Origin of the sequence: Brevundimonas sp. (genome assembly GCF_041688735.1) — a bacterium.
GTDB lineage: Bacteria > Pseudomonadota > Alphaproteobacteria > Caulobacterales > Caulobacteraceae > Brevundimonas.
On sequence record NZ_JBDNHO010000008.1, the window covers coordinates 1 to 21,362 of the forward strand.

A 21,362-nucleotide genomic window follows, 5' to 3' on the forward strand; every position below is an offset into this window, starting at 1 on the left:
CCCTGTCGCATCCACCATTTCTTTCAGGGGCTTGGCGAACCGAGCGGTTTCCGCCCCGCCCCCCCGAAATCCCCCTGGAAACGGCACCGGGCCGTGACCTGATCGGGTGTCAGGTCAGGGGCAGGACCAGCAGGGGTGTCGGATCGGTCGTCACGCCAATCCCATCTCCGACTGCGGGGAGCTGGCCGGTGACGTGGATGGACAGGATGTGCGATCCGATGGTGGCGCGAACGACATGGAACGCACCGGAGAAGCCCACCGACACGACGCGCGCCGGAAGGCCCGCTTCGGGTTTGGTGAGCCGGATGTCGGTCGGACGCGCGCCCATCAACGCCGCTCCATCGGGCAGCAAAGTAGAGTTTTGGCCGAGCACGGACGTGGCCAGACCCTGTCGGACCTCCGCCTCGACCAGATTGATCGGGCCCAGCAGCCGGGCGGCGGCGACGGACGTCGGGCGGGTATAGAGTTCGTGCGGCGTCCCCGCCTGGATGACGCGACCGGCCTCCATCAGGGCCAGGTCGTCGGCCATGATCATGGCGTCCTCGGCGTCGTGGGTGACGACGATGGCGGAGGCCCCGCTGTCGCGCAGCGCCTGGACCAGGTCGTCGCGCACCTCGGCCCGCAAGGCTCCGTCCAGACTGGAGAAGGGTTCGTCGAGCAGGACGACCGCAGGATCTCGGGCCAGGGCGCGGGCGAGGGCGACGCGCTGCTGCTCGCCGCCAGACAGGGTGTGGGGGAAGGCCCGACCGCGATCGGCCAGACGCATGCGGTCCAGCAGGGCTGCCACGGTAGCATCGCGGTCGGTGCGTCCCTTCAAACCAAAGCCGATATTCTGGGCCACCGTCAGATGGGGGAACAGGGCAAAGTCCTGGAACACCATGCCTACACGGCGGGCCTCGGGCGGCACGGCGCGTCCGGGTATCGAGACGATCTGCCCATCTATGGCGATGGTGCCTGCATCGATAGGTTCCAGGCCGCTGATGACGCGCAGCAGCGTGCTCTTGCCCGAGCCGGATGCCCCGAGCAGGCCCAGGATGCGACCGCGTGACAGGGTCAGGTCGGCGCGGTCCACCGCGACCTTGCGGCCAAAGGCGCGGCTCACGCCCGAGACCGAGACGATGGCGTCAATGTTGGCCATGCGGGTCTCCGGGGCGCGACGCCGTGATCTTGCGCGTCAGCCAGATCACGGCGGGAAGGGTCAGGGCGACGATCATCAGGCTGGGCCAGCCCGCATTTGGCAGCCGTTCGTCGCGGGCATAGTTGTCGGCGATGACGGCCAGGGTGTCGACGTTGAACGGCCTCAGGATCAGGGTCGCCGGCAGTTCCTTCACCACATCGATGAAGACTACCAGCGTCGCGGTCAGCAGGGCACCGGATGCGATGGGCAGCCGCACCGACAGCGCGGCTCCCGCCTCGCTGCGGCCAAGGGTCCGGGCAGCGGCGACCATCGAAGGCGTGACCCGGGTCAGCCCGGCCTCGACCGGCTCCAGCGCCGCCGCCATCAGCCGGGCGGCATAGGCGTAGATCAGGAGGGCCAGCCCCGCGCCCAGGCCTGAAACGGCACCGGGAATAGTCTGCCAGACGACGGAGGCGGGCACCAGAAGGCCGATGGCCATGACCGCGCCAGGGGTCGCATAACCCAGGCTGCTGATCCGGGCGGTCACCGGCATCCGCTCGGCCGACAGGGCCAGACAGGTCGCGAAAATGACCGTGGCGACGGCCCCGCCGAGCCCGAGGCCCAGACTGTTGGCGGCGGCGCGGGCCAGGCGGCTCCAGTCCGGGCTGATGTCGATGGCGTTCAAGGCCAGCCAGCCGACCGGAAGCAACAGGCCGAGCGTCAGCAGGCCGAGACAGAAGCCAAAGGCGAGCAGGCCACGCCCGCCATTCAGTGGCGTGGGTTCGATCGGACGCCAGCGGGCGCGGGCGGCTTCGTCGGTGCGGCCCCGGCGACTGAGACGTTCGATCCAGAGCACGACGGCGGCGGCGGCGAGCAGCGGCAGGGCCAGACGCGCGGCCGCTTCCAGCGAACCATAGACGAACCACGACCTTACTACGCCGGTGGTCAGGGTCTGGACGCTGAGAAACTGCACCGCCCCGAAATCGGCGAGGGTCTCCATGACCGCCAGGGCGACGCCGGCGGCCAGGGCCGGGCGCAGCAGGGGCAGAGCGACGCGGAACAGCGCCTGGGTCGGGGAGCAACCCAGACTGCGGGCCGCCTCTATGGCCTGGGCCGACTGGTTCACCAGAGCCGCGCGAAGGGTCAGATAGACATAAGGATAGAAGGCCAGCGACAGGACGAAGGCCGCGCCTGGCAGGCTGCGCATCTGTGGTCCCCAGTCGATGCCGGGCACGGCGCGCATCCACGTACGAAGATCGCCCGCGACGTCGAACAGGTCGGCATAGCCATAGGCTACGGCAAAGGCTGGCGCAGCCAACGGCAGGGCCAAGGCCCAGGCGAAGACCGACCGGCCCGGAAACCGGTGCATGACCACCAGCCAGGCCGAGACCGACCCCAGCACGGCCGTGGCGATGGCGACCATCACGGCCAGGGCAGCAGAGGTCAGGGCGTAGCGGATCAGGTCAGAGGCCGCGATGTCGGCCTGTCCGTCGCCGAACGCTGCGGCGATCACGCCGATCAGGGGCGCGATGGCGACGGCGGCGGCCAGCCAGGCCAGCAGCGTCAACAGCGAAGGCGCGCCGACGCGAACCGCGCGCGCGGCCAGGGTCGTCGAGGCGGTGTCGGGGCCTATCGCCAGCCTGCCGCGCTCATCAGGCTCTGAGCCTCGGCCTGACGCAAACCATAGGTCGCGACCGACATCGGATGGGCGGTGAAGTCGGCATAGGCATCAGTCGGGGGGGGAGCCGGTACGTTCGGGCTGGCGGGATATTCGTTATTGCCCGCCGAGACCATGGTCTGGGCTTCGGGCGTGGCCAGGAATTCCAGCAGCCGGACGGCATTCGCGCGGTTCGGGGCATTGGCGGCGACGCCACCGCCCGAGATGTTGACGTGCGAGCCCTGGCCGTCCAGCGACGGGAAGGCCAGTTTGACCTTGGTGGTCACCTCGAGGTCGGCCGCGTCGTCGCCGCTGGCCATGCGGATATAGTAGTAGCTGTTGGTCAGGGCGATCTCGCAGACCCCGGCATTGACGGCGCGGATCTGATCGCGGTCGCCGCCTTCGGGGGGGCGGGCCATGTTGGCGACGATGCCACGCGTCCATTGTGCGGTCTTGGCGGGGCCCCAGGCCTCGATCAGCGCCCCAACCAGCGACAGATTGTAGACGTGGTCAGCCGAACGCACGCACAGGCGACCGCGGAAGCGGGGCGAGGCGATCTCCTCATAGGTGTCGACGTCGGCGGGCTGAACCCTGGTGGAATCATAGGCGACGATGCGGGCGCGGCGGCTCAGGCCGAACCAGCGACCCTCGGGATCGCGCAAATTGGCCGGGATGGCGGCGTTCAGTGCCCGGGACGTCGTGGGCTGGAGCAGATTGGCGTTCTGAGCGCGCCACAGGGCCCCGGCATCGGCCGTCACGAACAGGTCCGCCGGACTGGCCGCGCCTTCGCTGGTCATGCGAGCGATCAGCTGGTCGGCATTGCCCTCGATGGTGTTGACGCGGATGCCGGTCACTTCGGTGAAGCGCGCATGCACGGCCTTGTCGGCGTCGTAGTGGCGCGCGGTATAGAGATTGACCACCCCGGCATCGGCCTTATCCGGCGTAGTCGAGCCGTTCTGGCCGCAGGCGGCGACGAGCGCAGCCATGGCAACGGAGAATATGACATTGGTTCGCATCTGCATGTTGGTGTCTTTCCGTTGATCGCGGACGGAGTCAAGGGAAAGGGTCGGCAAGCGCGGTCGCAGGGTGCAGTTGAATGGGCTTTAGCCGTGCTTCCGCCTTGATCAGGGCGCAAATGCTCCGCCCTTCGTCGGCCCGCCTCAAAAGGGCATAGCTGGCGCGCGCCACCCTGGTGCCTTACGGACGTCCTCATGCCCTTCCCCGCCAGTCATCCCGCGCTCGATCGCGCCCTTTCCGAGCGCGGTTATGCCGAGCCGACGCCGGTGCAGTCGGCGGTGCTGGACGCTTCGCTGAACGCGGACGGAACGGGGCGCGATCTGCTGGTCTCGGCCCAGACCGGCTCGGGCAAGACCGTCGCCTTCGGTCTGGCCCTGGCTCCCACCCTGCTGGGCGAGGCCGAGAAATTCGCCGAGTTCGGCGCGCCGGTCGCTCTGGTCATCGCCCCGACACGCGAACTGGCCCTGCAGGTCTCGAACGAGCTGCAATGGCTCTACGACCAGACCGGTGCCCGCATCGTCTCGTGCGTCGGCGGCATGGACCCCAAGGTCGAGCGGCGCGCGCTGGAGCGCGGCTGCCACATCGTGGTCGGCACGCCCGGCCGTCTGCGCGATCACGTCGAGCGCGGCTCGCTGGACCTGTCGACGCTGAAGGCCGTCGTGCTGGATGAAGCCGACGAAATGCTGGACATGGGCTTCCAGGAAGACCTGACCTTCATCCTCAATGCCGCCCCGACCGTGCGACGGACGCTGATGTTCTCGGCCACCCTGGCGCGCGACATCGTGCAGCTGGCCAAGACCTATCAGCGCGACGCCCTGCGCATCGACACCACGGCCTCCAATGCCCCGCACGGCGACATCGAGTACAAGGCCATCCGCGTCGCGCCGAACGAGGTCGAACTGGCCGTCGTCAATGTGCTGCGCTATTTCGAGGCCCCCGGCGCGCTTGTGTTCGCCAACACGCGCGAGCGGGTGAAGCATCTGACCAGTTCCCTGCGCGAACGCGGCTTCTCCGTCGTCGGCCTGTCCGGGGAATTGACCCAGAGCCAACGGTCGGAGGCCCTGCAGGCCCTGCGCGACGGGCACGCCCGGGTCTGCGTCGCCACCGACGTGGCGGCGCGCGGCCTCGACCTGCCCGACCTGGGCCTGGTCATCCACGCCGAAATCCCGGTCAACAAGGCCGGCCTGTTGCACCGTTCGGGCCGCACCGGACGCGCCGGCAAGAAGGGCGTGTCCGTCCTGCTGGTCAGTTACACCCGCCGCCGCAAGGTCGAACTGATGCTGCAGTCGGCCTCGATCAAGGCCGAATGGTCGGGTCCACCATCTGCGGAAATGATCCTCGAGAACGACCACGCCCGCATGCTGGCCGACCCGGTCCTGATCGGGGTCATCGACGACGAGGAGACCCTGGCCATGGGTCGGCAGCTGTTGGAGAAATCCACGCCCGAACAAGTCGCCGCCGCCCTGATCCAGCTGTACCGCCAGAAGCTGCCGGCACCGGAAGACGTCTATGACGACGACCGCATGAAGCGTCAGCAGCAGTCAGGCGTGAACGACAAGGGTCAGCCCGACGTTCCGTACACGGACTTTGCCCGTGGCGGCGACATGGCCTGGTACCGGATCAACATCGGCCGCGACAAGAACGCCGACCCAAAATGGCTGATGCCGACCATCTGCCGTCTGGGTCACGTGACCAAGCGCGACATCGGCTCGATCAAGATCTTCGACCGCGAGACCAAGTTCGAGATCACGCTGGAGATGAAGGCCAGGTTCGAGGCGGCCATCGCCCTGGGCCTCGAGGATGGCGTCAAGATCGATGCAGCCGTGGCACCGGGTCCGAAGGACAAGCCGGTCGGCCGCTGGGACAAGAAGCCCGGCGCGGATTGCCCCACTGGTGACCGCCCGGAACGCAAGCCGTGGGCCAAGCGTGAGGACGGAGGCGACAAGCCGGCCTGGAAGCCCCGCGAGGACCGCCCCGAAGGCGACAAGAAGCCGTGGGTCAAGCGCGACGACGCCGCTCCGGCTGCTCAAGCCAAGACGCCTTGGGTCAAGCGCGAGGACGGCGACAAGCCAGCCTGGAAACCCCGCGAGGGCAAGCCCCAGGGCGAGAAGAAGCCCTGGGTGAAGCGGGAAGACGCGCCCGCGCCCGCCGCCGACGGCAAGAAGCCCTGGGTCAAGCGCACGCCGAACGACCCGACGCCACCGGGCAAGAAGCCCTGGGTGAAAAAGCCGCCCGTCGAGGGCAAGACGCCCTGGACGCCGCGCTCCGACGCGGCCCCGGCCGAAGCCGCCGCCGGCGACAAGCCCTGGAAAGGCAAGCCGCAAGGCAAGCCTCAGGGCGGTGACCGTCCCTGGGCTCCGAAGGACGCGCGCGGCAAGCCGCCTGCGGCCAAGCCTTACAAGGCCAAGCCGCCGCGCTGACGCCGATGCGCGGAGGGGGGGCCGCGCAGAGGGACTTGTCCGGCGGTCAGCGGTAGTGGATCGCCATCGGCCGGGCCACCCTGCGCGAGTGCACGCTCTTCCATCCCTGCCGAATGACGCAAGGCAAACACGACGCCGCGTCAGATCGTGTTGCGTCGCACAACAGCGAGGCCCTAGATGGGGGAATGCCCGCCCCGGCCACACTGACTGTCGATCTGAATGCGCTCGCCGCCAACTTCCATGCCCTGGAAGCGATCGGAGGCGCGCCCGTGCACCCGGTGGTCAAGGCGGACGGCTATGGCCTCGGCGCCGTCGCCTGCGCCAGACGGTTGATGGTGGAGGGCGCGAGAACCTTTTTCGTGGCCCGCGTTTCGGAGGGCGAGACCTTGCGCGCCGGGCTGGGCAGCGAGGCCGTGATCTATGTGCTGGACGGCTGCGCGACGGGCAGGGTCCCTCGCCTTCACGCCGCCAACCTGCGCCCCGTAATCAACACGGCGGAACAACTGGCCGACTGGCGCGAAGCCGGCGGCGGTGCCTGCGGGCTGCAGATCGACACCGGGATGAACCGGCTGGGGTTCCGGCCCGAGGACGCGCCCGAGGCGTTCGAGGGGCTGGATCTGGTTCTCAGCCATCTGGCCTGCGCCGACGACCCGGTCGACCCCATGAATGCGCGCCAGCGGGATGCCTTTGCCGCGGCGGCGGCGCTTTATCCAGGCGCGATCCGGTCTTTCGCCAACTCAGGCGGGGCCTTCCTGGGCGCGAACTATGCGTTCGACGCGCTGCGTCCCGGTATCTGCCTTTATGGCGGCGGGCCGGAAGGGCGGCCCGATGCACGCATCCGCGCCGTGGCGACGCTGACGGCCGAGATCCTTCAGGTCCGCGACGTGCCGCCGGGAGAGACCGTCGGCTATTCGCGCAAATTCACGGCGGAACGCGCCACCCGCGTGGCCACCTGCGCCACCGGCTATGCCGACGGCGTGCTGCGCGCCTACAGCCCGGACGGTTCCGCCTTTGTGGCGGGCGCGCTTCGCCCCCTCATCGGGCGGGTGTCAATGGACGTGTGCGCCGTGGACGTGACCGGGTTGGACGTGCGGGTCGGCGATACGGTCGAACTGTTTGGACCCAACCGGATGCTGGACGACGCGGCGACGGCCGCCGGCACCCTCGCCTACGAACTGCTGACGTCAGTGTCGGCGCGGGTTCCGCGCCAGTACATCGGTTGAAGGCCGGGTGACGTCAGGATCGGACGCAGGCGCGCCGCACCCTCTGCCCCGCCGCCCGCGACTCCTGTAAGCCAACCTCATGGCGAGAGACGGGGCGATCTATGTTTGTCAGTCCTGCGGGGCGGTCCACGGCAAGTGGGCCGGACAGTGCGGGGCCTGTGGTCAGTGGAACTCCATCGTCGAGGAGAGCCAAACGGCACCGCCCGGGGCGATGAAGCCGGTCAGCGCCGCCAAGACGCGGGGCCTGCAATTCGAGACATTGCAGTCCGACACGCCGGAGCCACCACGCATCGTGACCGGAGTGACCGAGTTCGACCGCGTCTGCGGCGGAGGCGTCGTTCCGGGGTCCGCCATCCTGCTGAGCGGCGATCCGGGCGTGGGCAAATCGACCCTGCTGCTGGATGTCTGCGGGCGCGCCGCGCTGAAGGGGGCTCGCGTCGCCTATATCTCGGGCGAAGAAGCGATCGAGCAGATCCGGGCGCGGGCCAGGCGGATGGGGCTGGAGAAGGCTCCGGTCAACCTGGCCTCGGCGACGTCATTGCGGGACATCCTCGGCACGCTGAAGCGCGAGAAATTCGACATCGTCGTGGTCGATTCGATCCAGACCCTGTGGTCGGACGCGCACGAGGCCGGACCGGGATCGGTGACGCAGGCCCGGGCATGCGCGGGCGAAATGGTGCGTCTGGCCAAGGCGAACGGCGTGGCGGTGATCCTGGTCGGCCATGTGACCAAGGACGGTCAGGTGGCCGGGCCGCGCGTGGTCGAGCACATGGTCGACGCCGTCCTGAGCTTCGAGGGCGAGCGCGGCTATCCGTTCCGCATCCTGCGCGCGGGCAAGAACCGCTTCGGCGCCACCGACGAGATCGGGGTGTTCGAAATGGGCGACGCCGGGCTACGCGAGGTCAGCAATCCCTCAGCCCTGTTCCTCGGCGAAGGCAAGGATCGGGCCCCGGGGGCGGCGGTGTTCGCGGGCATCGAAGGCTCGCGCCCCGTGCTGGTCGAGGTGCAGGCGCTGGTGTCGAAGTCAGCCTACGGCACCCCCCGCCGGGCCGTTGTCGGCTGGGACACCGGGCGGCTGGCCATGGTGCTGGCCGTGCTGGAGGCGCGCTGCGGGATCGGCTTCGGCGATCAGGATGTCTATCTGAACGTGGCGGGCGGTTTGCGGATCAGCGAACCCGCGGCGGATCTGGCGGCGGCGGCGGCGTTGATCAGCTCGGCCACCGACACGTCGCTGCCGCAGGGCTGCGTGGTGTTCGGCGAGATCAGCCTGTCGGGCGAGGTGCGCGCGGTCGGTCGGGCCGAGGCGCGGCTGCGGGAGGCGCAGAAGCTGGGCTTCGATCAGGCCCTGTGCCCACCCCTGACGGTCAAGGACAAGGGCGTGAAAACCACGGCCGTCAGCCGTCTGTCGGAAGCGGTCGAACGAATCTCGCAAAACAGCTATTGAGACCAGACCGACTTCAGTTCGAGCGCGCATGACCGGTTTCGACGTCTTCGCCATTCTGGTCATCCTCGTCTCGGCCCTCGCGGGCTGGGTGCGCGGGGGCACGCGCGAGATCATCACCCTGCTGAGCTTCGTGCTGGCGGCCTTCATCGCCCTGGTGGCGCTGCCGCTGACCGGGCCGATCGGGCGGGCTCTGATCGATCCGGACTGGGCAGGAACCATCGCCGCCGCCGTCGCCTCCTTCCTGCTGGTCTATTTCGGCATCCGCATGTTCGGCTCGATCCTGTCGAAGCGCGCGCAGGCGCATCCGCAGCTGGGGGGCATCGACCGGATCATAGGCATCTTCGTCGGCGCGGCGCGGTCGCTGGTGCTGCTGGGCGCGATCCATCTGGTCGTGGTCGCCGCCCTGCCGGGCGAACGCACGCCCCGCTGGCTGAGCGAGGCCGCGCTACGCCCCGTCACGGCGGGCGCGGCCCGCGCGATCCAGATCGTGCTTCCGGAGATCGGCAAGGGCGCGGATGCGCTGACGCCCGTCGTGACTTCGTCCGTAAGCAAAGGATTTTCTGACGCGGAAGCCTTGCCCTCGCCCAAAACAGACAATATTTCGCGGCCAGCCCCCAACTAGCGTTTCCCGCATCATCGGAGCCCCACGATGAGCAGCCTCGCCCATTCCATCGCCGACCCGGTCGTTCACCGGGAGCATTTTCGCGACATCGACGATGATCAGCTGCGTCTCGAGTGCGGCGTCTGTGGCGTCTGGGGTGCGGAGAACGACGGCGGTGCCGCGATCGTCGCTCTCGGCCTTCACGCCCTGCAACATCGCGGGCAGGAAGCCTGCGGCATCGCCAGCGTGCATGAGGCCCGCTTTCACACTGAACGGCACATGGGATTGGTCGGCGAAGCCTTTGGCGGGGCCGACCTGCCGACCCGCATGCCCGGATCGGCCGCCGTGGGTCACACGCGTTATTCGACCGCGGGCGGCAGCTTCCTGCGCAACATCCAGCCGATGTTCGCCGATCTGGACTCGGGCGGCATCGCCATCGCCCACAATGGCAATCTGACCAACTTCCTCTATCTGCGGAACCAGCTGGTCGGCGAAGGCTCCATCTTCCAGTCGACCTCGGATTCCGAAGTCATCCTTCATCTGATCGCGCGGTCGCGTAAGGCCAAGATCGTCGATCGCTTCATCGACGCCATCGGCCGGATCGAGGGCGGCTATGCCCTGGTCTGCCAGACCCGCTCCAAGATGATCGGCGCGCGCGACCCGATGGGCATCCGCCCGCTGGTGCTCGGCCAGATCGGCGAGGCCTGGGTGCTGGCGTCCGAGACCTGCGCCCTGGACACCATCGGCGCGACCTTCGTGCGCGACGTCGAACATGGCGAGGTCATCGTCATCGACCATGAGGGGCTGAAGTCGCTGAAGCCCTTCCCCACGCGTGGGGCGCGGCCCTGCCTGTTCGAATACGTCTATTTCTCGCGGCCCGACAGCATCGTGAACGGGCGTTCGGTCTATGGCGTTCGCAAGCGGATGGGCATGAAGCTGGCGCGCGAGCACGGAGTCGAGGCCGACGTGGTCGTGCCGGTGCCGGACTCCGGCGTGCCCGCGGCCCTCGGCTATGCGCAGGAAAGCGGCATCCCCTACGAGATGGGGATCATCCGCAGTCACTATCTGGGCCGCACCTTCATCCAGCCCAACAAAAGCGCACGGCAGAAGGGCGTGCGGATGAAGCACAGCCCGAACCGCTCGGTGCTGGAGGGCAAGCGGGTGGTGTTGATCGACGATTCGATCGTGCGCGGCACGACGTCGGTGAAACTGGTCCGCGCCGTACGCGCGGCGGGCGCCACGGAGGTGCACCTGCGTTCGGCCAGCCCGCCGATCCTGTGGCCGGACTTCTATGGCATCGACATGCCGGAACGGGACCAGCTGATCGCGGCCAACATGACGCTGGAAGAAATGCGGGCTTTCCTCGAGGTCGACTCCCTGGGCTTTCTGTCGGTCGATGGCCTGTACGAAGCCATGGACGCTGGCCCGCGCGACCCCCGGAACCCGCAGTTCACGGACCACTATTTCACCGGCGAGTATCCGACCCGACTGATGGACCGCGAAATCGAGGAAGGCGGGCGCGACGTCGCCGCGCGGCAACTTTCGCTGCTGGTCAGCGCTTGAGCCCCATGATCCAGCTCGGTTACTTCACCGTCGACACCCCCGATATCGACAAGGCGCGCGCCTTCTTCAGCGCTCTGTTCGGCTGGACCTTCGACGAAGCGGCATCGAGCCCGACCTATGCCCATGTTGCCGACAGCAATCCGCCCGTCGGTTTCACCAAGGCCGAACGGGCCAGCCGGCTTCCCCACCTGTATTTCCGGGTCGAGGACGTCGACGCCCTGTGCGGACGGGTGGTCGAGCTGGGCGGCAGGGCGGCCATGCCCTCGGACAGCGCCAGCGGCCGGTCGGTCGTGGTCAGCGACGACCAGGGCGTGAGCTTCAGCCTGTGGCAACCGGCGGCGGGCTTCTAGCTTCCGCGCACGAGGCTGGCGCGCTATCAGGCGCGCCATGACCGACCTTCCCCTCAAAGACCGCATCGCCCTTGTTGTCGGGGCCTCACGCGGCATCGGCTATGAGAGCGCCCTCGCGCTGGCCAAGGCCGGCGCCCATGTCGTGGCCACCGCGCGCACACAGGGTGGTCTGGAAGCGCTGGACGACGCCATCTACGCCGCGACCGGCCAGCACGCGACGCTGGTCCCGTTCGATCTTGTCGACGGCGGAGCCATCGACCGGCTGGGCGGCGCGATCTTTGAACGCTTCGGGCGACTGGACGTCTGGGTTCAGGCGGCCGCGACCATGGGGTCCGAGGGCCTGACGCCGGTCAGCAATGCCGACCCGCGCGGCTTCGCCAAGGTCGAGAAAACCAATTTCACCGCCGTCTATCGCCTGATCCGCTCGCTGGAGCCGCTGCTGAAGGCGTCGGACGCGGCCCGCGTCATCTATCTGACCACCAGCGTCGCCGCCGCGCCCAAGGCCTTCTGGGGCGCCTATGCCGCGACCAAGGCCGGGGCGGAAGTGCTGATGAAATGCTGGGCGGACGAGATCGAAAGCATGCCCATACGCGTCGCCATCCTCGATCCCGGCCGCATGCGCACGGCGATGCGGGCCCAGGCCTGGCCGGGCGAGGATCCGGAGACGTTGGTCCAACCGTCGGCGATCGGCCCGTTGATGGTCGAGCTGGCCCGCGGCGATCTGGAGCCGCCGCTGGAGGTGAAGTTCAAGGACTGGGCGAGCGAACCGGACGCGGCGGCGCTGATCTGACCCATTCGCTCGCTTCGCTTCATCTAGAATGGTGGCGTGGTACTCTTCTGAGATGGATCGGAACCGATATCCTCTCGAGGCTACTCCCGAAGACCTGCGCAACCAGGTTCGCTAGACCGCGTCTGAATCCAAGATCGAGCATCAGGTCAGCAGAATCCATCTTGAGCCCGCAAACGACTATGACGGTTCGGAATTTCGTCGTGTCCTGATTGAGTAGCGGAGTGCCGACAAAGTAACCCAAGCTGACCTTCCAACGCTTCTGGAAGCGATTGAGGAATCGGTCTCGGGGATTCAAAGTGACCCACTACCGGACTTTCGGACCTGGTCGGCGACGGCTACGTCTTCAGCCATGTCACCCCGGACGGTCAGTTCCGGCCCAATGCTGTTCTCCGCGAGGGCGCAGCCCTGACCGATCCCGTTGACCCCGAAGAGCCCGTGATCAATCGCGTGGAGGGGTGGAGCCGGGTGACTGGCCCCAGCACCGCGCCCATCGCCGTCCTGATCGACGGTGCCACCGGCAGCTCCGTGGAGGGGGCTGCCCTGAGCCTCATCGGACGCGCGACGGCACGAACATTCGGCAGCCGCACCTATGGTGTCGCCAGCGCCAACGAGCGGGTCGAACTTTCCGACGGCATGGTCATGTAGATCACCACCACGATGGCCGCGGATCGCAACGGACAGGTCTATCCTGACAGAATCCCTCCGGACGGGCCGATCGAACCTGGGATGGGCGAGCCCGATGACCCCGCCGATGCGGTCGAGGAAGCGGCCGCCGCATGGCTCTTGAAACAACCGGCCTGCGCCGCCTGACCCGCCATCAAACCGCCCTCCCCCGCCGCTAGACATTTGCCGAACGGCGGCGTGGCGGCTACATCCCGCGCCAACCTCCCGACACCTCCAGACAGACAGGGCACACCGCACCTCATGGCGCAGCAATTTATCTTTCAGATGCAGGGCCTGACCAAGGCCTTTCCTGGCGGCAAGAAGATCTTCGAGAATATCTGGCTCAGCTTCTACAACGACGCCAAGATCGGCGTCGTCGGCGTCAACGGCTCGGGCAAGTCCACCCTGCTGAAGATCATGGCCGGGCTGGACGCGGAATTTTCCGGCGAGGCGCGGGCCGCCGACGGGATCAAGCGCGGCTATCTGGAGCAGGAGCCCCAGCTCGACGACAGTCTGAACGTCCGCGAGAACGTCGAGTCCTGGTGCGAGGAGAAGCAGTGGGTCAACCGCTTCAACGCCATCGCCATGGAAATGGCCGACGAATACACCGACGAGCTGATGGCCGAGATGACGGACCTGCAGGAAAAGATCGATGCCGGCGACGTCTGGGACATCGACAGCCGGATCGAAATGGCCATGGACGCCCTGCGCTGTCCGCCCGACGAGGCAGCGACCCCCAACCTGTCCGGCGGTGAAAAGCGGCGCGTGGCGCTGGCCCGCCTGCTGCTAAGCAAGCCCGACATGCTGCTGCTCGACGAGCCGACCAACCATCTGGACGCCGAGTCGGTGGCGTGGTTGCAGCACCACCTGGAGGCGTTTCCGGGGTGCGTAATTCTGGTCACGCATGACAGGTATTTCCTTGATCTGGTTACGAAATGGACGTTGGAGCTGGACCGCGGCAAGGGCCATCCGCACGAGGGCAACTACTCGAGCTGGCTGGAGGCCAAGACCAAGCGGGTGGTGCAGGAGAATTCGGAATCCGAAGCCCGCCAGCGCGCCCTGACCCGCGAACTGGAATGGGTCCGCTCGGGAGCCAAGGCCCGTCAGGCCAAGTCCAAGGCCCGTCTGGCCGCCTATGAGCGGATGGTCGACGAGCAGGAGAGCCTGCGCGGGGCCCAGACCCATGCGGTCATCCAGATCCCGCCCGGCCCGCGTCTGGGCAATGTGGTGCTGGAGGTCGAGGGGCTGAACAAGTCGTATGGCGACAAGCTGCTGTTCAAGGATCTGAGCTTCAAACTGCCGCCCAACGGCATCGTCGGCATCATCGGGCCGAACGGCGCCGGCAAGTCGACCCTGTTCCGCCTGATCACCGGTCAGGAACAGCCCGACGGCGGCACCATCAAGGTCGGCGAGACGGTCAAACTGGCCTATGTTGACCAGAGCCGCGACGATCTGGAGCCCAACAAGACCATTTGGGAAGTGATCTCGGGCGGCACTGATGTGATGATGGTCGGCAAGCGCGAGATCAACACCCGCGCCTATGTCGGCAGCTTCAACTTCAAGGGCGGCGACCAGCAGAAGAAGGTCGGCCAGCTGTCGGGCGGAGAGCGCAACCGCGTCCATCTGGCCAAGACGCTGGCGACCGGCGGCAATCTGCTGCTGCTCGACGAACCGACCAACGACCTGGACATCGAGACGCCGCAGAACCTCGAGGAGGCGCTTGAAGGCTTTGCCGGCTGCGCCGTGATCATCTCCCACGACCGCTGGTTCCTGGACCGTCTGGCGACGCATATCCTGGCCTTCGAGGGCGACAGCCACGTCGAATGGTTCGAGGGTAATTTCGAGGCCTATGAGGAGGACAAGAAGCGTCGCCTCGGGGTCGAGAGCCTGATCCCGCACCGGATCAAGTTCCAGAAATTCGGCAGATAGGTCCCCCCAAAAGCCCGCTCATCCCCGCGAACGCGGGGACCCGGTGCTGTCGTGAGGCAAGGTGCGTGGGACCCCTGTCCGTGCGAACGGTCAGGGGCCGGTCATCCAGAGGACTGGGTCCCCGCGTTCGCGGGGATGAGCGGAAGGGTGGGTAATTCCGCACCGGATCGAGATCCCCAAACCCAGTCGCATACCGGCCGCGATTGTCACGACCGTTACTGTCGTGACGCCGGGCCAGGGTGTCCGCTATTGCCGCGACGGATCGACCGCGCGGCGGCGGGAGAACCGGTATGGGATTGCTGCTTCAGAGATATGCCGTCGTCACGGCACAGTCGTGGGAGCTGGCGCGCGCCGGCTATGGGAAGGCGTTTCCGCCGACGCGAAATCCTCCCTCGCGTCAGCGGGGGAGGGGGACCGCCGCGCGCTTGCGCCGGGCTGGAGGGGGCGACCCCGGACACCGAGCGTGGCTCCGCCCCCTCCACCACCCTTCGGGCGGTCCCCCTCCCCCGTTCGCTGCGCTCCGGGGGAGGATTGAAAAGGGATAAATCCCCCGTCCCACTCGCGCCGCCGCGTCGTCCGCGCGATATTGTCTCCGAATCGCGAGACGCCGCCCATGCCCGCTGCCCAGGCCGAACTGTTCCCATCCCCGCAACCCGACCTGTTCGGCACCCCCACGCCGCCCGCGCCCGCCGCCTATGTCGTGCCCTACCCCATCGCGGTGAACACCCTGCGGCGGACCCTGGCCGATCTGACCGCCGCCGCCGTCTGGCCGTGGGACCCCGACATGAAGGCCGCGCGCATGGAGCGGACCGTGCCCAGACTGCTGGCGGTGCTGGCGCCGGACGAGGCCGCCGACTGGCGGATGCGGATCGACGAACAGGCCGCCCGCCTGGACCGTGTGGACGGACGTCTGACACCGTAACCCCTCACCCTCCCACGCGCCGGGCGCGCGGGCCCCTCCCTCTCCCGCCGGGAGAGGGTCACGATGGGGGCCTCGCCCGGCGGGCGCGGGAGCTGATAGGGTGGTTCCATGACCGATCGCCCCGCCGTTCTGATCATGCAGCGCCATCTGGCGCCGCTGACGCCGTTTCTGGAGAGCCAGTGGACCGTCTACCGGTTCTGGGAGGGGCCGCCGGTCGAGGCCCAGGCGGATATCCGCGCCCTGGTGGTCGCCGGGGAGTTCGAACTGGACAAGGCGCTGATCGAACGGTTGCCGAACCTGAAGCTGATCGCCTGTTTCACCTCGGGCTATGACCGGATCGACGTCGCGTGGTGCAGGGCGCGCGGCCTGCCGGTCAGCCATGCGCCGGGGGTCAATCACGAGGATGTGGCGGACCACGCCATCGGCCTGATCCTGGCCGCGCGGCGCCAGATCGCGGCCGGGGACCGGGCGCTGAGGGCCGGCAACTGGACCCCGGATTCGAAGATGATCACGCCCTCGCTGAACGGCCAGCGCGTCGGCATCGTCGGGCTGGGCGCGATCGGCGAGGCGGTGGCGCGGCGGGCCGAGGCGCTGCGGATGCCGGTGACATGGTGGGGTCCGCGCGACAAGGACGCCGCCTGGCCGCGCGCCGCGTCGCTGATCAAACTGGCGCGGGACAGCGACATTCTGGTGGTGGCCTGCAAGGCGGACGACGGCAACATCGGCCTGATCTCGCGCGCGGTGATCGAGGCGCTGGGGCCGCAGGGGCTGCTGGTCAATGTGGCGCGCGGCCAGCTGATCGACGAGGACGGCCTGATCGCGGCGTTGAAGGACGGCAGGCTGGGCCAGGCGGCGCTGGATGTGTTCGAGGACGAGCCGACCGACGTCGCGAAGTGGCGCGGCGTGCCCAATACCGTGCTGACCCCGCACACCGGCGGCGCGACGACGGAGGCGGTTCAGGGGATGCTGGGTTTGCTGATGGAGAACCTGCAGGCTGCGTTCACGGGAAACGCGCTGAAGACCCCCGTTCCCGACTGAATCCCCGCCGCGCCACGGTTTTCGCTTGCATAATCATATAAGGATATCCTTATATGATTGGATGTCTCTGACCGCCGACCAGACTGTGGACGCCCTGCGCGCCGCCGGGGAACCCACCCGTTTGCGGGTGCTGTCGCTGCTGTCCGGCGAGGAGCTGTCGGTCATGGAGCTGTCGAGCATCCTCGGCCAGAGCCAGCCGCGCGTGTCGCGGCACCTGAAACTGATGACCGAAGCGGGTCTGGTCGAGCGGTTTCCGGACGGGGCGCGGGTGTTCTACCGGCTGTCGTCCGATATGCCGGCGCGTCGCCTTGTCGACACCGTCCTGGACCTGCTGGACGTGTCGGCGGGCGAGGCCGACGACGGGCGTCTGGAAGACGTGCGGCGCGATCGCGGTGCGGCCGCCAGCGCCTATTTCGAACGCATCGCGCCCCAGTGGGACCGGATCCGGTCGCTGTATGTCAGCGAAAGCGCCGTCGAGGCGGCGATCAAGCGCGCGGCCGGCGAGGGTCCGTTCGAACGGGTGGTGGATCTGGGCACCGGCTCGGGGCGGATGCTGACGCTGCTGGGCAAGTCGGCGAAAATGTCGGTCGGGCTGGATCTCAGCCAGAACATGCTCAACATCGCCCGCGCCAATGTGACCAAAGCCGGGCTGGAGAAGGTCGAGCTGCGCCACGGCGACATCTTCGCCACCCGCCTGCCGCAACACAGCGCCGACCTGGTGCTGGTGCATCAGGTGCTGCATTACCTCGCCGATCCGGAGGCGGCGGTGGCCGAGGCGGCGCGGCTGGTCATGCCCGGCGGGCGGCTGCTGATCGTCGATTTCGCCCCGCACCGACTGGAGCATCTGCGCGACGAGCATCAGCATCGCCGGCTGGGCTTTTCCGATCAGGAGATGCGGGGCTGGCTGACCGGTGTGGGCCTGAAGCCCAGCGCGCCGATCGCCCTGCCCCCCGACACCGACGGCCTGACCGTGTCGATCTGGACCGCCGAACGGCCCGCCGAAGCCCGGGCGCAGGTCGCGTGAGTATCGCCCCCCGTAGTCTGGCCGAGGCGCGCGCCCTGTTGCTGTCGCCGCTGGGCCCCGTGGCGCGCGCCGGGCAGGACGCGTCGCGGCCGCGCGTCTCGTTCGAATTCTTCCCGCCCAAGTCCGACGAGGCCGAGGCCAATCTGTGGAAGGCCGTGACGCGTCTGGCCCCGCTGGAGCCCGAGTTCGTCTCGGTGACCTATGGGGCCGGCGGATCGACGCGCGAGCGCACGCACCGGACGGTCGAGCGCATCCTGGCCGAAACGACCCTGACCCCCGCCGCCCACCTGACCTGCGTCGAGGCCAGCCGCGAGGATGTGGACGCGGTCATCGAAGGCTATCGCGACGCCGGGGTGCGCCACATCGTGGCCCTGCGCGGCGATCCGCCGGGCGGGCACGCCAGTCTTGGGGGGATCGGCGGGGCCTATGCTCCGCGTACGGACGGTTACGCCAATGCCACCGAACTGACCGCCGCGATCACGGCCAAGGGCGGGTTCGACGTCATCGTCGGCTGCTATCCCGAGGGCCATCCCGAGAGCCCGTCGACGGACCATGACATCGACGTGCTGAAGGCCAAGGTCGATGCGGGCGCCACCCGCGCGATCAGCCAGTTCTTCTTCGACATCGACGCCTTTCTGAGGTTCCGCGACCGGGTGCGGGCGGCGGGAATCGATGTTCCGATGTCGCCGGGAATCATGCCGGTGACCAATTTCAACGGCCTGAAGCGGATGTCGGCGGCGTGCGGCGCGGCGGTGCCCGACTGGCTGGCGGCCCATTTCGACGGGCTGGACGACGACCCGGAGACGCGCAAGCTGATCGCCGCGTCCGTGGCGGCCGAGACCTGCGCCCGGCTTCAGGAAGAGGGTTTCGCCGACTTTCACTTCTACACCTTGAACCGCGCCGACCTGGTCTATGCGATCTGCCGGGTGCTGGGCGTGCGGGAGAAATCCTCCCCCGTCGGGGGAGGGGGACCGCAGAGCGGTGGAGGGAACCGACCCCGTACGGCGGCGGATGCGGTGAGCCCCCTCCACCATGCTGCGCATGGTCCCCCTCCCCCGATTGGGGAGGATTTTTGATGACCCGCGCCGACCGCATCGCCGCCCTGCATCGGGTGGCCGGGGAACGCATCCTCGTCCTCGACGGGGCCTGGGGGGTGATGATCCAGCGCAGCGAGCTGTCGGAGGAGGATTTCCGCGGCGACCGCTTCGTGGACCATGTCGGCCAGATGAAGGGCAATAACGACATCCTGTGCCTGACCCGGCCCGACGTCATCGCCGACCTGCATGACCAGTATTTCGCCGCCGGGGCCGATATCTCCGAGACCAACACCTTCTCGGCCACGGTGATCGCTCAAGACGACTACAAACTCGAAGCCGACGCGGTCTGGGATATCAATCTGGAGGGGGCCAAACTGGCCCGCGCCGCCGCCGATCGCTGGACCGGGAAGGAGCCGCACAAGCCGCGCTTCGCCGCCGGCTCGATCGGACCGTTGAACAAGATGCTGTCGATGTCGTCGGATGTGAATGATCCCGGCGCGCGGCTGGTGACCTTCGATCAGGTCTATGACGCCTATCGTCATCAGGTGCGGGCGCTGAACGAAGGCGGGGTCGACCTGTATCTGATCGAGACCATCACCGACACGCTGAACTGCAAGGCCGCGATCAAGGCCATCAAGGACCTCGAGGACGAGGGCATGGAGGCCCTGCCGATCTGGATTTCGGGCACAATCACCGACCGCTCGGGCCGCACCCTGTCGGGCCAGACCGCCGAGGCCTTCTGGAACAGCGTGCGGCATGCCAAGCCGTTCGCCGTCGGCTTCAACTGCGCGCTGGGGGCGGACCTGATGCGCCCCTTCATCGCCGAACTGAGCCGGGTCGCCGACACTTTGGTCGCCGCCTATCCCAACGCCGGCCTGCCCAACGCCATGGGCCAGTATGACGAGGAACCGCACCAGACCGCCCACTTCCTCGAGGAATGGGCGGCGTCGGGTCTGGTCAATATCGTCGGCGGCTGCTGCGGCACGACGCCGGAGCATATCCGGCATACGGCCGAGGCGGTGTCGAAACTGCCGACGCGGGTGATCCCGGAACGTCCGGTGGCGATGCGGTTGTCGGGGCTGGAACCGTTCGAGCTGGTGGCGTGATGGGTGGCCAATCCTGCTCCCTTCTCCCAGTGGGAGAAGGTGGCCCGAAGGGCCGGATGAGGGTCCGCTACGTCGTTCGGCGCAAGCCGTTGCATCGCTCGCGAACCGGCTTGCGCCGACCCACACACACGCCCCTCACCCTTTCGCGCCAGAACGACGGCTGCGCCGCCGTGCGCTCAAGCCCTCTCCCGTCGGGAGAGGGAGGACGATCATGAGACCCACCTTCATCAACGTCGGTGAGCGGACCAACGTCACCGGCTCGGCCAGGTTCAAGACGCTGATCATCGACGGCGACTATTCCGCCGCCCTGACGGTCGCGCGCCAGCAGGTCGAGGCCGGCGCGCAGATCATCGATATCAACATGGACGAGGGCCTGCTCGACTCGAAGTCGGCCATGGTCACCTTTCTGAACCTGATCGCGGCCGAGCCGGACATCGCCCGGGTGCCGGTGATGATCGACTCGTCCAAATGGGAGGTGATCGAGGCGGGCCTGAAATGCGTTCAGGGCAAACCGATCGTCAACTCCATCTCGATGAAGGCGGGCGAGGCGGAGTTCCGCGAACAGGCGGTCAAATGCCTGCGCTACGGGGCCGCCGTAGTGGTCATGGCTTTCGACGAGGTCGGTCAGGCCGACACCGCCGCGCGCAAGATCGAGATCTGCACCCGGGCCTACCGCATTCTGGTGGACGAGGTCGGTTTCCCGCCCGAGGACATCATCTTCGACCCCAACATCTTCGCCGTGGCGACGGGGATCGAGGAACACGACAACTATGCCGTCGACTTCATCGAGGCGACAGCAGAGATCAAACGCACCCTGCCCTACGCCCGTATTTCCGGCGGCGTGTCGAACGTGTCGTTTTCGTTCCGCGGCAACGAGCCGGTGCGCCGGGCGATCCACTCGGTCTTCTTGTACCACGCCATCCAGGCGGGCATGGATATGGGCATCGTCAACGCCGGCGACCTGCCGGTCTATACCGACATCGAGCCGACGCTGAAGGAAGCGGTCGAGGACGTGATCCTCAACCGGCCGCAGCGGACCAATGTGTCCAATACCGAGCGGCTGGTCGACATCGCCCCCAACTACAAGGGCGACAAGGGTGTGGCGCGGGTGGTCGATCTGAAATGGCGCGACGCTCCGGTCGGCAAACGGATCGAACACGCCCTGGTCAACGGCATCACCGAGTTCATCGACGCGGACACCGAGGAAGCCCGCCTGTCGTTCGACCGGCCGTTGCACGTCATCGAGGGTCCGCTGATGGACGGGATGAATGTGGTCGGCGACCTGTTCGGCTCGGGCAAGATGTTCCTGCCGCAGGTGGTGAAGTCCGCGCGGGTGATGAAACAGGCGGTCGCCTGGCTGAACCCGTTCATGGAGGCCGAAAAGGCCGGCAAGCCGCGCGAACAGGCGGGCCGCATCCTGATGGCCACGGTCAAGGGCGACGTCCACGACATCGGCAAGAA

The 21,362-nt window shown here is 67.7% G+C and carries 18 protein-coding genes; 15 read left to right on the forward strand and 3 right to left on the reverse strand.

What is annotated here, in order from left to right:
• Window positions 1-109: 109 nt before the first annotated feature.
• From ACESMO_RS01365 to ACESMO_RS01375, 3 genes are all read right to left on the reverse strand, one after another.
• Entirely contained in the window at window positions 110-1,138 is a 1,029-nt protein-coding gene (locus tag ACESMO_RS01365; RefSeq protein WP_372706386.1) for an ABC transporter ATP-binding protein, read from the reverse strand.
• Window positions 1,125-2,684, reverse strand: coding sequence for an ABC transporter permease (locus ACESMO_RS01370; protein WP_372706387.1), 1,560 nt, complete (start codon window positions 2,682-2,684; stop codon window positions 1,125-1,127). The genes ACESMO_RS01365 and ACESMO_RS01370 overlap by 14 nt, the downstream gene beginning before the upstream one ends.
• Window positions 2,685-2,746: 62 nt before the next feature.
• Window positions 2,747-3,796 (reverse strand): extracellular solute-binding protein, encoded by a 1,050-nt coding sequence (locus tag ACESMO_RS01375; RefSeq protein ID WP_372706388.1) that lies wholly within the window; start codon window positions 3,794-3,796, stop codon window positions 2,747-2,749.
• A gap of 189 nt (window positions 3,797-3,985) precedes the next feature.
• On the opposite strand from ACESMO_RS01375, the gene ACESMO_RS01380 reads away from it, so the two are divergent.
• The 15 genes from ACESMO_RS01380 to ACESMO_RS01450 all read left to right on the forward strand — a co-directional run.
• Window positions 3,986-6,211, forward strand: coding sequence for a DEAD/DEAH box helicase (locus ACESMO_RS01380; protein ID WP_372706389.1), 2,226 nt, complete (start codon window positions 3,986-3,988; stop codon window positions 6,209-6,211).
• Between the two features lie 185 nt (window positions 6,212-6,396).
• Complete coding sequence (gene alr, locus ACESMO_RS01385) at window positions 6,397-7,434, forward strand: alanine racemase (protein WP_372706390.1); 1,038 nt, start codon at window positions 6,397-6,399, stop codon at window positions 7,432-7,434.
• A 79-nt stretch (window positions 7,435-7,513) separates the two neighbouring features.
• The gene (gene radA, locus ACESMO_RS01390; RefSeq protein WP_372706391.1) at window positions 7,514-8,878 is read left to right on the forward strand and encodes a DNA repair protein RadA; all 1,365 of its coding nucleotides are present in this window, start codon (window positions 7,514-7,516) and stop codon (window positions 8,876-8,878) included.
• Window positions 8,879-8,906: 28 nt separating this feature from the next.
• Window positions 8,907-9,500, forward strand: coding sequence for a CvpA family protein (locus ACESMO_RS01395; RefSeq protein ID WP_372706392.1), 594 nt, complete (start codon window positions 8,907-8,909; stop codon window positions 9,498-9,500).
• Window positions 9,501-9,527: 27 nt separating this feature from the next.
• Window positions 9,528-11,042, forward strand: a complete 1,515-nt coding sequence (purF, locus tag ACESMO_RS01400) for an amidophosphoribosyltransferase (RefSeq protein WP_372706393.1) — start codon at window positions 9,528-9,530, stop codon at window positions 11,040-11,042.
• A 5-nt stretch (window positions 11,043-11,047) separates the two neighbouring features.
• Window positions 11,048-11,392 (forward strand): VOC family protein, encoded by a 345-nt coding sequence (locus ACESMO_RS01405; RefSeq protein ID WP_372706394.1) that lies wholly within the window; start codon window positions 11,048-11,050, stop codon window positions 11,390-11,392.
• A gap of 37 nt (window positions 11,393-11,429) precedes the next feature.
• Window positions 11,430-12,182, forward strand: a complete 753-nt coding sequence (locus tag ACESMO_RS01410; protein ID WP_372706395.1) for an SDR family NAD(P)-dependent oxidoreductase — start codon at window positions 11,430-11,432, stop codon at window positions 12,180-12,182.
• Window positions 12,183-12,617: 435 nt separating this feature from the next.
• A complete protein-coding gene (locus tag ACESMO_RS01415) occupies window positions 12,618-12,827 on the forward strand; it encodes a S41 family peptidase (protein WP_372706396.1) in 210 nt (69 codons plus the stop codon).
• Between the two features lie 279 nt (window positions 12,828-13,106).
• Window positions 13,107-14,774, forward strand: coding sequence for an energy-dependent translational throttle protein EttA (ettA, locus tag ACESMO_RS01420; RefSeq protein WP_372706397.1), 1,668 nt, complete (start codon window positions 13,107-13,109; stop codon window positions 14,772-14,774).
• 613 nt (window positions 14,775-15,387) lie between these two features.
• The gene (locus ACESMO_RS01425) at window positions 15,388-15,696 is read left to right on the forward strand and encodes a hypothetical protein (protein ID WP_372706398.1); all 309 of its coding nucleotides are present in this window, start codon (window positions 15,388-15,390) and stop codon (window positions 15,694-15,696) included.
• A 108-nt stretch (window positions 15,697-15,804) separates the two neighbouring features.
• Window positions 15,805-16,734 carry a 2-hydroxyacid dehydrogenase gene (locus ACESMO_RS01430; RefSeq protein ID WP_372706399.1) on the forward strand — a complete coding sequence of 310 codons (930 nt, stop codon included), beginning with the start codon at window positions 15,805-15,807 and terminating at the stop codon, window positions 16,732-16,734.
• A gap of 61 nt (window positions 16,735-16,795) precedes the next feature.
• Window positions 16,796-17,758: an ArsR/SmtB family transcription factor gene (locus ACESMO_RS01435; RefSeq protein WP_372706400.1), complete on the forward strand. Its 963-nt coding sequence runs from the start codon at window positions 16,796-16,798 to the stop codon at window positions 17,756-17,758.
• A gap of 2 nt (window positions 17,759-17,760) precedes the next feature.
• Window positions 17,761-18,834, forward strand: a complete 1,074-nt coding sequence (metF, locus tag ACESMO_RS01440; protein WP_372706403.1) for a methylenetetrahydrofolate reductase [NAD(P)H] — start codon at window positions 17,761-17,763, stop codon at window positions 18,832-18,834.
• Entirely contained in the window at window positions 18,834-19,901 is a 1,068-nt protein-coding gene (locus ACESMO_RS01445) for a homocysteine S-methyltransferase family protein (protein ID WP_372706401.1), read from the forward strand. The genes metF and ACESMO_RS01445 overlap by 1 nt, the downstream gene beginning before the upstream one ends.
• Window positions 19,902-20,112: 211 nt before the next feature.
• Window positions 20,113-21,362 (forward strand): dihydropteroate synthase (locus ACESMO_RS01450; protein ID WP_372706402.1); only part of this gene is annotated, 1,250 nt, incomplete at its 3' end.